Origin of the sequence: Shewanella sp. SG41-4, assembly GCF_014164505.1 — a bacterium.
In the GTDB taxonomy this organism is placed as follows: Bacteria; Pseudomonadota; Gammaproteobacteria; order Enterobacterales; family Shewanellaceae; genus Shewanella.
On sequence record NZ_JACJFI010000639.1, the window covers coordinates 1 to 1,185 of the forward strand.

At 38.1% G+C, this 1,185-nt stretch carries 1 protein-coding gene; it reads right to left on the minus strand.

Annotation, left to right across the window (positions count from 1 at the left end; genetic code table 11):
• Positions 1–242: 242 nt before the first annotated feature.
• On the minus strand, positions 243–1,185 hold a 943-nt coding region (gene rpoS / locus H5202_RS22905), incomplete at its 5' end, for an RNA polymerase sigma factor RpoS (RefSeq protein ID WP_182774040.1).

Below are 1,185 nucleotides of genomic sequence, written 5' to 3' on the forward strand. Positions count from 1 at the left end.
ATTAAAATACCATCAGCAATAACTAGGCTACTCAGTCAAGTTGCAACTAAACAACACTTCAATTAACTTCGAGATTAGTGGGATAAACCTAAGCACATGAGCCTAAATAAAAATGCTCATATAGGTTTTAACCCGAATATCGCAATATCTTAAACTGACCTTATTGATACATTAACAAAGACATATCATTGTTGAGTCAATGAAAATTTACCGCCTAATCTCAATAAAATATTCACCGTCAATTAATCTCTGAATAATGCTTCAACTGACAGCCCTTGAGACCCGAGTAAATCTTTTAAGCGTTTAAGTGCTTCAACTTGAATTTGTCTTACTCGCTCGCGAGTTAGGCCTATTTCAGCACCGACATTTTCTAATGTTGAAGGTTCATAACCAAGTAAACCAAAACGTCTCGCTAACACTTCACGTTGTTTGGTATTTAACTCATTTAACCAGCCCACTATCGAATTAGATAAGTCTTCAGTTTGTACCCGATAATCCGGGCCGACGGAATCATCATCAGCAATAACATCTAATAATGCATTCTCGTTATCACCACTGAGTGGGGAATCTACTGAAGTGATTCTTTCATTTAATTTCAACATGCGGCTGACATCACCAGTCGACACATCTAACTTTGCGGCAATCTCTTCTGCTGTGGGTTCGTGATCCAGTTTTTGAGCAAGTTGTCTTGCAGTGCGTAAATACACATTTAATTCTTTAACGATATGAATAGGTAAACGAATAGTACGGGTCTGATTCATAATTGCCCGTTCAATAGTTTGTCTAATCCACCATGTTGCATAAGTCGAAAAACGGAAACCTCGTTCAGGATCAAACTTTTCAACGGCTCGAATTAAACCTAAGTTACCCTCTTCGATAAGATCGAGAAGCGCTAAGCCACGATTGTTATATCTTCTGGATATTTTAACAACAAGACGGAGATTACTTTCTATCATGCGGTTGCGAGATTTTTCGCAGCCTTTGAGGGATTTACGTGAAAAAAACACTTCTTCCTCTGCTGTCAGTAGCGGAGAAAAACCTATTTCACCTAAATATAATTGAGTAGCGTCTAAATTTTTCTGTAAGTCATCTTGGACTTTTTCTTCAATATCGAGTTGTTGCACTAATTCACGGCGATTAGTTGCAACTTCCGGTGGTTGTTTAGCTAGATCGACAAGACATTCT